General features: G+C 36.0%; 9 protein-coding genes and 1 rRNA gene. 5 read left to right on the forward strand and 5 right to left on the reverse strand.

Features of this window, described 5'->3' with window-relative positions; translation table 11 throughout:
• Window positions 1-204: 204 nt before the first annotated feature.
• From QXW15_RS01330 to QXW15_RS01345, 4 genes are all read left to right on the forward strand, one after another.
• The gene (locus tag QXW15_RS01330) at window positions 205-660 is read left to right on the forward strand and encodes a peptidylprolyl isomerase (protein WP_048102086.1); all 456 of its coding nucleotides are present in this window, start codon (window positions 205-207) and stop codon (window positions 658-660) included.
• Between the two features lie 62 nt (window positions 661-722).
• On the forward strand, window positions 723-1,073 hold the full coding sequence (locus QXW15_RS01335; protein ID WP_054964362.1) for a hypothetical protein: 351 nt from the start codon (window positions 723-725) through the stop codon (window positions 1,071-1,073).
• Window positions 1,073-1,309: a hypothetical protein gene (locus tag QXW15_RS01340; protein ID WP_048102084.1), complete on the forward strand. Its 237-nt coding sequence runs from the start codon at window positions 1,073-1,075 to the stop codon at window positions 1,307-1,309. The genes QXW15_RS01335 and QXW15_RS01340 overlap by 1 nt, the downstream gene beginning before the upstream one ends.
• Complete coding sequence (locus QXW15_RS01345) at window positions 1,278-3,176, forward strand: type B DNA-directed DNA polymerase (RefSeq protein ID WP_342789811.1); 1,899 nt, start codon at window positions 1,278-1,280, stop codon at window positions 3,174-3,176. Before QXW15_RS01340 ends, QXW15_RS01345 begins: the two co-directional genes overlap by 32 nt.
• Here QXW15_RS01345 and QXW15_RS01350 read toward each other — a convergent pair.
• From QXW15_RS01350 to QXW15_RS01365, 4 genes are read right to left on the reverse strand one after another with little or no spacing between them, the layout of a single operon-like run.
• Window positions 3,159-4,247, reverse strand: coding sequence for a Cdc6/Cdc18 family protein (locus QXW15_RS01350; protein ID WP_048102189.1), 1,089 nt, complete (start codon window positions 4,245-4,247; stop codon window positions 3,159-3,161). The genes QXW15_RS01345 and QXW15_RS01350 overlap by 18 nt on opposite strands.
• 52 nt (window positions 4,248-4,299) lie before the next feature.
• Complete coding sequence (gene lysS, locus QXW15_RS01355) at window positions 4,300-5,805, reverse strand: lysine--tRNA ligase (RefSeq protein WP_342789812.1); 1,506 nt, start codon at window positions 5,803-5,805, stop codon at window positions 4,300-4,302.
• Window positions 5,806-5,807: 2 nt separating this feature from the next.
• Window positions 5,808-6,389 (reverse strand): orotate phosphoribosyltransferase-like protein, encoded by a 582-nt coding sequence (locus QXW15_RS01360; protein ID WP_048102082.1) that lies wholly within the window; start codon window positions 6,387-6,389, stop codon window positions 5,808-5,810.
• Complete coding sequence (locus QXW15_RS01365) at window positions 6,386-6,811, reverse strand: HIT family protein (RefSeq protein WP_048102081.1); 426 nt, start codon at window positions 6,809-6,811, stop codon at window positions 6,386-6,388. The genes QXW15_RS01360 and QXW15_RS01365 overlap by 4 nt, the downstream gene beginning before the upstream one ends.
• Before the next feature lie 106 nt (window positions 6,812-6,917).
• On the opposite strand from QXW15_RS01365, the gene QXW15_RS01370 reads away from it, so the two are divergent.
• Window positions 6,918-7,820 (forward strand): ribokinase, encoded by a 903-nt coding sequence (locus tag QXW15_RS01370; protein WP_342789813.1) that lies wholly within the window; start codon window positions 6,918-6,920, stop codon window positions 7,818-7,820.
• Between the two features lie 71 nt (window positions 7,821-7,891).
• Here the strand turns inward: QXW15_RS01370 and QXW15_RS01375 are convergent.
• Window positions 7,892-9,480: ribosomal RNA gene (locus QXW15_RS01375) — 23S ribosomal RNA — on the reverse strand; the annotation flags it as partial.

Consider the following 9,480-nt stretch of genomic DNA (forward strand, 5'->3'; position numbering starts at 1 on the left):
TTTAATAATTATCCGGTAATTATATAAATACTTAAATATCACCTAATATTTTTTATATAATATATTGACTTTATAATAGTAATTTTAATAAAAATTTTTTATTTTTATATTAATATTTGATATCACTATTAATAGATTATTACTATTATGGATATCCGGTAATTTAAATAAAAAAGTATATTATTCCATACATTATTATGAAGCATGACAAATGTAATATTAAGTACAACAATGGGTGATATAGAAATAGAACTATTTGATAATGATATGCCCATAACAGCAGGCAATTTTAAAAAACTTGTTGAGAAGGGATTTTATAATAACACCATTTTCCACAGGGTAATAGCAGATTTTATGATTCAGGGTGGTGATCCCACAGGAACAGGAATGGGTGGTCCAGGCTATACAATAAAGGATGAATTCACTAAAAATAACAGAAATGATAGGGGAACAATTGCAATGGCAAACGCAGGGCCAAACACAGGGGGAAGCCAGTTTTTTATAAACACAGTAAATAACAATTATCTGGATAAAATGCATCCAGTATTTGGAAGGGTTGTAAAGGGTATGGATGTTGTTGATAAGATAAGCAGGGTTAAAACAGACAGAAATGACAGACCACTGCAGGACGTTATCATCAAAAAGGCGTATATTAAATAACTCATTTTCTCATTTTTTAATAGTTATAAAAATATTTTTTTGCTGGATTTATATTAAAATGTATGGGTTTTTTAAGGATAATAAAAACAGATAGGAGCAGTATAAACTCACTGCTAAGCAGATATAAAATTGGAAAAATACTTATTTCCGATGGGATTATTCTTGATAAAACCGTTTTAAATTATGATGTAAAAATACAGAGAATATTAACACCATACCAGCTTGAGAATATACTTATAAACAGCCATGAGGGATCTTTTTTAATTGTAATATCAACCATAACCCTGGAATCATGGGATACAATGGAGCTTTCAGTGGTTTCTGATCTTATTAGAAGAATGGTTGCTTATGGTAATGACATTGTTATCAACCTTGCTGGCCCTGAAACACTAAACTGTGAGATGATCCAATAATGGGAAGGAATACAATGTCATCAAGAGAATATATAAAATACCTTGAGAATGATATATTGTTAATGTCCGGCCATATGAGGCGTGAGGATATAATAGTATTGAAGAAAATACTATCATTCGCAGAAAAGCATTCAAATGAGATAGAGAACAGAGACCAATTTTTTTTCTCCATTTTGATTGAGATTTATAAAGAGGCGGTTGAAAATGGAGATAATAGTAAACGCCACTGGTTCTGATTACATAAATCTCTGGTATCTTTCAGGAAATAAAATTACAAAAAGACAGATAAAAAATCATTCATGGATTTTTGTTTCAGGCAATTATTATGATATGTCCATGCTTGAGAGGAGCCTTGACTTTTCAAACCTTGTTTATGAGCATACAAAAATGCGGGACATATATGGATATTTAGATGGAATCAGAATATTCATGAGGCCATCACAGATTAATTATATTGCGAAAAAAATAGAGAATTCCTTTGGGTATAAAATTAAAATATACAATGCTGATATAAATCCTGTTTTAAGGTTTATGGCGTTAAACAGGCTATCGTTTTTTAAAATAAGATCCTTATACGATTATGATCCAGATATCAAAACTGCTGAAATTTATGCCTTTATCAAAAATAATGATGTATCCTATATTACAATAAATGGGAAAAAATACGAAAAAAACATATACGAGGAGTTATACAATGCCATAGATGATGGTTTAATAATAATCTATAACAACTATTATGGGGAATTCTCAATATTATTAAATAACATGTTTAAGCATGGCTACGCTATTGAATATAAGACCCACAGGGCCAGAAGTTTTGAATCGTATGGCAGGCACTCATACATGCCAAAAACAATCTCAATAAATAATAAGATATGCATAGATTCAAATTCGTTTATATTTCAGGAATCTGGGATAACAGGAATAGTAGAACTTTCCAGACTGTCCCTGCTTCCGCCTGAAACAGTATCGGTGGTAACTCCTGGAACTGTTGTTTCATCTATAGAGGAAAAGGAGGCGTTGCAAAGGAAAATCCTTATACCGTTCAGGAAGACTGATTATGAAAAACCAAAAACACCGGGTGAATTTTTTGAGGCTGATTCTGGTGGTATTGTTTTTACACCTGACCCTGGAATTTATCAAAATGTTTATGAAATTGACTTTTCCTCCATGTATCCTAGTATAATGGTAAATTATAATTTATCTCCGGAAAATCTTTCTTCAGCTGGCATGGGGCATCTGGCAATGTTTCTAAGAGGATTGCTTGAAACAAGGTTGTTTTATAAAGGCATAAGGGAAAGGTCAGATATATATATGAAAAGGGATATGGCCTTAAAATCTCTACTTTTAAATTCGTTTGGATACACGGGATATAAAAATGCAAAATTTGGAAGGATAGATGTTCATGAAAAAATAACATCAATTGGGCGCAGTATAATTATGAATTCCATTAGAATTGCTGAAAAAAATGGATTTAATTTTATACACGGTGTTGTGGATTCTATGTGGATTTATGGAGATGGGGACATACAAAAGACCATCAATGAAATCTATGAGAGGACAAGAATACCAATAGTTATAGATTCGCATTATAAATGGATAGCATTTTTGCCAAAGAATAATGGCATTGGATCGGCAAACAGCTATATTGGTTATAAATATGATGGCACATTTAAGGTAAGGGGCATAGAGATGAGAAGGAAAAATATACCAGAGTTTATAAAAAAATTTCAGGAAAATGCATTAAATGAAATTAAATGCGATTTTGAACAAATAAGTTTTAGAAGGGAAAAAATCGATAAAATTAAAAGGTATTATTTAAATAAAATTAGCAGTTTTAAAGTTGATGACTTTAAAATAAAATTTACCATAAGCAGGCATATTAATGAATACAAAGTAAGAAATGGAACATATTACCTTATGAAATATCTTGATGGCCGTATTAATATTTACCCGGGCATGTCGGTTGATGGAATAATTATTGATAAAAGGCACGGTATAATAAGACCGGATGCAGAAAACATTGACAGGGATTATTATAAAAGGATGCTTATAAGATCATTTAAACCGATTGATTTTATACTTTTAAATTCTGGAAAGTAGATCCTCAATTTTTTTTGAAAGCATTGATACAGGTGCATCAGTCACTGTAATATTCTTAACAACGCCTGATTTATTGCCATGGCTTACCAGCCTTGATGAAATAATATCAAGTTCTTCCAGTTTTTTAATTATACTGTAAATTATTGATTTGCCTATCTTAATATTGTATATTTCACTGTTAACCGCAGTTTCCTTTTTAATTCTTTCTATGTTTGTAAACTGCGATTTCTCAAGAAGGTTGCATATTGATAATAAAACAATTAAATCCTTTTTTCCAAGCATGGAAAGCCTGCTCTCTGTAATATATGGATTTATTATTGATACCGCAAAACGAACGTCGTCCGCACTTATTATTGTTGAGGATCTGTATTCTGCCATATATGCTGCCTTCTGAAGAAGCTCAATTGCATATCTTGCACTTCCAAATTTCGATGAAATTTCAGAGATAAAATCAAGTATTTCAATGCTGCATGACCCGGGAACTAGGGATTTAACTGATCTATCCCTTATAATGTCTAATATCTCAGGTTTTGTATATTTATTGAATGGGAGCTCAATAACCGTACCATAGCGCCTCTCAAGGTATAATACTGGGTTTTCCATGGATATAATAATTATGCTAAGATTTATATTATAAATTTCCTTTGATCTTAAAAGGTTGTATATGCCATCACGATCATTTCTAATGAGGCCGGATGCCTCGTCTATTGCGAGTATAATACCATTACTGGCATAGCTGGATGATTTCATAAGGTAAAATATATCATTATATGACATACCCTTATATGCTGTTGGCCTACCAAGCCTCAACAGAACGTGCTCAAGCAGCTGCCTGACATTCTGGTAGGATGCAGCATTTTCATAGATTAATGACGGAGTGGATTTCATTATAAATTTTATTGTTGATGTTTTTCCAGTTCCTGATGGGCCATAAATCACCATGTTTGTGGATATTTTACTTTTTGATGGCTGTATTAATGCTGATGTTATTGCTTTTATATGATCATCCCTGAAGAACATTCGGTCAGGCACATATGATAAATCAAGTGGATCAGGGTTTATAACTATCATTGGCCATAAAATCATAATGAATTAATAAATATTCTTAATTATTATAATAAAATCACAAAAGGTCTTTTATTCTAGATATAACATAGTTTCTGTCAAGATTGGCAAGAAAATAACCAAGCCTTGGACCGCGCTCGCGATCTATAAAGACACGGTAAAACAGTGAAAAGCCATCCTTGGGCGGTATTTTATTTCTTCCTATAATATCGTATATTACATTGTGTATATTTTCAGATGTCCATTCAATTCCAGAAACACTGTTTAGAAACTCAGAAAGTATTGTTTTTTCCTTTTCTGAAAGGTCAATATGTTTAGTGGATAGTGAAAATTTTATATTATCAGGTGCGTATTTATCCAGCCAGTATTTTGCTGTTTCTATTTCATCGCGCAGGGCATGATCGATATATTCTTTATTATAACCGCTGCGCCTGAGTGCCTCAAGAAGGCTTGTATCGTCCTTATATATCTGTATTAGGTTAACTATATGCCTGAAGTTAATTTTCTCAGGTGCGTTTAAAATCTTAATTCTAGACATTTCATATATCCTTTTGTAATTCTCATTGTTTGGTTTTTCAAGACCAAAATAGGCATTCTCTATTTTTTCATAATCGTCTATGAGATTTAAGAGGCCAAGGCCGGGATCAAAATCTATGTGCCTTGAGGGGTCATTTTTGGCTATTAAAAATCTTAGTATCTCAGGAGGAGCGAATTTTACGACCTCAGAGGCTGGTATTGATATTCCGGTGGATGAGTGCATGACCCCAACGCCCTTTAATAGTATGCGTTCATACATAAGTGGTACAGGTGGATTAATATGAAATACCTGCCTAGCTATCTCCTTTCCTGTATCGTATGATCCGCCTGCTGCAGCATGATCCTTGCCAAAAGGCTCTATTGTTACACCAAGTGAGTACCATTTTGCAGGCCATTCAACGCGCCATGGCATTTTGCCATCGTCTGTCCGTATATCTGATGTACCCTCATTTCCACAGTACTCGCATTTATAATGGACATATGGATATTCGTAGGAAATAACGTGTGATGAGTTTATTTTTCCACATTTTGAACATCTGGGCTCATATGGATACCATGATTCATCAAGGTCATAACCTGCTATTTCATGCATTATTTTTCTTATAGTTTCCCTGTTTTTTATGGCAGTATCTATGGCATCTGCAAGCTTTCCTGTCTTATAAAGGCCTGTAGTGCTTATGACCTCAACATTAACATTAATTTTCTGCAGTGTTTCAAGGAAGGGTTTAAGGAAATAATCTGAATACTTTCCATTTCCATCAGGTGATGGTATATAGCTTAATGGAACCCCAACATACTTTGCATAGGATGAATCAAGAAATGGATAAACCTTTCTCAGGGGATCAAGGTCGTCGCATAAATATATAAACCTTGATTTCAGGCCCCTGTCCAGTGATGCTTTATATAAAATATCCCCGGTTATTATTTCCCTCATGTTTCCAACGTGTATTGGGCCCGAGGGGGAAATACCTGTTGATACCAGCTGATCTCCGGTTAAATTGCTAACAACTGAGTCTGCCCAGTACAATTTTATCCCACCATTGTAGTTCTTATTACTGACCTTATTCTTGTTCCTGAGATTTCATCAATATTTAGCTTTGAGACAAGAACCACGCATAAAAGCACCTGGCCACCCTGATTTTTTATATCGTTTATTGTATTTTTCATTGTTTCCCCGGTGCTTATAACATCATCTATTACAACAATTTTTTTGCCCTTAACACCGGCGAAATTGCTGCTGAATAAACCCTCCTTGCCGGATGGATGCGGCCTGTAAACCATTAATTCCTTTCCAAGAATGTCTGAAACAAATGTTGCAAATGGGATGCCATTAATTGTGATACCAAGCACTGAGTCTAAATCATCTATGTTAATCTCCTCACTTATTATATCGGCCATTATTTCGGCTATATGGCCTATTCTGCTTCCGTAAACACCTATGCTGCGCCATCCAATTTTAACATCCTGTATCTTGGTCTCTCCAATGTTTTTACTGAGCAACCATGATATTGTATTAACCGATAAATGCAATTCTGTTGAGATTTCCTTATCGGACATGCCCTTATTCTTTAATTCTATGGCCCTTTTATATAATTCCTCTAAACTTTTCATATTTTTACCTCCTTTAGGGCGGATCTTATTTTCTCTGCTATTATCTCCAGATCCGCCATGTCCACTACCTCCCTCTCCCAGTTTATACGCTTTCTGTAATACCTTGGTATTATGTGTGTATGGTAATGCATTACAACCTGATTGGCAACCCTGCCATTGTTCTGACCTATGTTTATACCATCACATTTCAATGCATTTTTTATTGCTATTGCTATTTTCTTTACAGTTAATTGTATTTTTATATATATCTCTTTATCTATATCAAAAATATTCTCATAATGTTCCCTTGGAATTACCAAAACATGCCCCTCCTCAATTGGCGCATTGTCCATAAATGCAAGAACATATTCATCCTCATAAACAAAGGCAGCCTTACCGTTTCTAATGATTTCCCTGCAAAAGACACATGTTTCATCATACATTTATGGGGTATATATAGTGTAAGTAAAAATATTTTCTTTTTATTCCTAAAATGGGTTTTATTATAGTATATAATAAAGCATTTATTTATATTAATTATTTAGAAAGATGAACAGGGTATTCGTTATAGGTAGTATAAATGTTGACATTTTGATGCTGTCTGATCACCTTCCTGAGCCAGGAGAGACAATTAAGGCTGGCAGTTTTTATGTTTATCCGGGTGGGAAGGGTGCAAATCAGGCAATTTCATCTGCACGCATGGGTGCCAATACAACACTCATTGGAAAAATAGGCAATGACTATTTTGGCAGCCTTATTAAGGATTTTATAGGTAAGGAAAATCTTAATTCAATTATAATGTATGGCCAGAAAACCGGAATGGCATTTATAAATGTTGATAAAAATGGAAAAAATATGATATCTGTATTTTCCGGTGCAAACAATGATTTAAGGGAGGAAGATTTAAAGGATATTAAAATAGATAATTCAATAATAATGCTTCAGCAGGAGATACCAATGGATACAATTGAGTATGTAATTAAAACATATGGTCGTAATAATTTAATAATAACAGATCCAAGCCCTATTAATGAGATAAACGATTTTGTTCTTTCAGGGAGTGATTATATAACACCAAATGAGGTTGAGGCATCAAAGCTATCAGGTATGCATATAAATTCCAGGGAGGATGCATTTAAGGCCTCTGAAATATTATACAAGAAATATCAAACAAACATAATAATAAAGCTCGGGTCATATGGTTCATTGTTAAATAATGGAAATGAAATAAGATATTTTAAGCCGAGCACCGTTAATGCAAGGGATACAACAGGTGCTGGAGACTGCTTCAACGGTGCATTTGCTGCAATGTTAACAAAAACATCTGATGTAAATAAAAGTATGGAAATAGCAAATATGGCGGCAGCACTATCTGTGACAGAGTACGGTGCATTTCCATCATTTCCATATTTAAATGACGTTAAAACAAAATTTAATTTAAATATAAATTAAGTGTATTAATTAAAATTTTAAAAAATAAAGACCAATAATAAATGGCGGGTATACCGGATAATCAATTAGCATAGATTGTGTTTTCGACCTATTAGTGGCCGTGGACTTAATATCTCGCAAAAGCTTGATACTTATATCCCGGCTCTATCAACCTCTTCTTTTAAGAGTGGTCTCAAACAACGTCTATTTTCAGGGGCGACTTCAAGCTTAGATGCTTTCAGCTTTTATTCGCGTATGGCGTGGCTACTCGGCAACTGCCCTGTCGGACAACCGATAAACTAGAGGCCACGAACCCCCGTTCCTCTCGTACTAAAGGCTCCTTCCCTTCAGACGTTGTGCACTCCCACAGAGAAGCAACCCTACTGTCTCGCGACGTAGTGAACCCATCTCAGGATCCCTTTTAATGGGCGAACAGCCCCACCCTTGGTGTCTTATGCAGCACCAGGATAGGAACAGACGACATCGAAGTAGCAAACCCTCGGGTCGATGTGTACTCTTACCGAGGACAACTCAGTTATCCCTGGGGTAACTTCTCTCTTATCACCTGCCCTCATAAAGAGGGTACTAGGTGGTTCGTTAGGCCCTGCTTTCGCATCTGCGTTCCCTATTGGCTGGAACACAGTCAAGCTAGCTTTTACCCTTATACTCTTTGAAGGATTTCTGACCCTTCTGAGCTAACCATTGGAGACCTCTGTTTTCTTCTTAGAGGCGTGGCGCCCCACCCAAACTGCCTACCAATAGTTGTCCCTTTATTCAAGGTTAGTGACGCAACTTTCAAAGGGAAGTGTTTCATCGTTGCCTCCATCCTGACCACGATCAGAATATCGACGGCTCCTTCCTACCCTACGCATTAAAAATCGCGTCACAGCTACAGGCTGCAGTAAAGCTCCACGGGGACTTCGCTTTCATGTGGGAGAGACTGGATTGTGCACCAGTACATTAATTTCACGGGGCTGAATGTGGGGACAGTGGGACTCTCGTTGAACCTTCATGCGAGCCGCCAATTAAGCGGCTAGGTATTACGCTACCTTGAGAGGGTCATAGTTACCCCCGCCGTTTATTGGCCCTTCTTCTCCTTGTACGGAGCTTTCAGGTACCAACACTGGGCAGGTTTCGACCGCTATACAAATTCTTACGGACTAGCAGCGATCTGTGTTTTTGGTAAACAGTCGGGGTCCCCTTGCCACTGCGACCTATCCTATTTCTGGATAGGCATCCCTTCTACCTAAGATACGGGACTATTTGGCCGAGTTCCCTCACATCCATTATTCCCAAACGCCTTAGACTATTCATCTAGGGGCACCTGTGTCGGTTCTTGGTACGAACTCAGGCTTGACCCATATATGTTTTTCATAGACTCCGGGACTCAAGAAAATTCCCATACGGGAACGAATATCATTTCGTAAATTTCTCGTCATTACAACTCTCCATCTACACATAGATATCCATACGTAGACAAGCATACAATCCTTATCCCAAAGCTTACATATATGGCAAAACACCTGAGGCGCTTGAATATTAACAAGCTTCCCATTCGATCACTTCCTGTTAGGGGTGACCTTAGGATCGGCTAACCCTCGGCTGACGAACATTGCCAAGGAACCTTTGCCCTTTCGGCGGAGTGGATTTTCACCACTCTATTCTGCTACTTTTACCAGGA

The organism is Acidiplasma sp., assembly GCF_038728925.1.
GTDB classification, from domain to species: domain Archaea; phylum Thermoplasmatota; class Thermoplasmata; order Thermoplasmatales; family Thermoplasmataceae; genus Acidiplasma; species Acidiplasma aeolicum.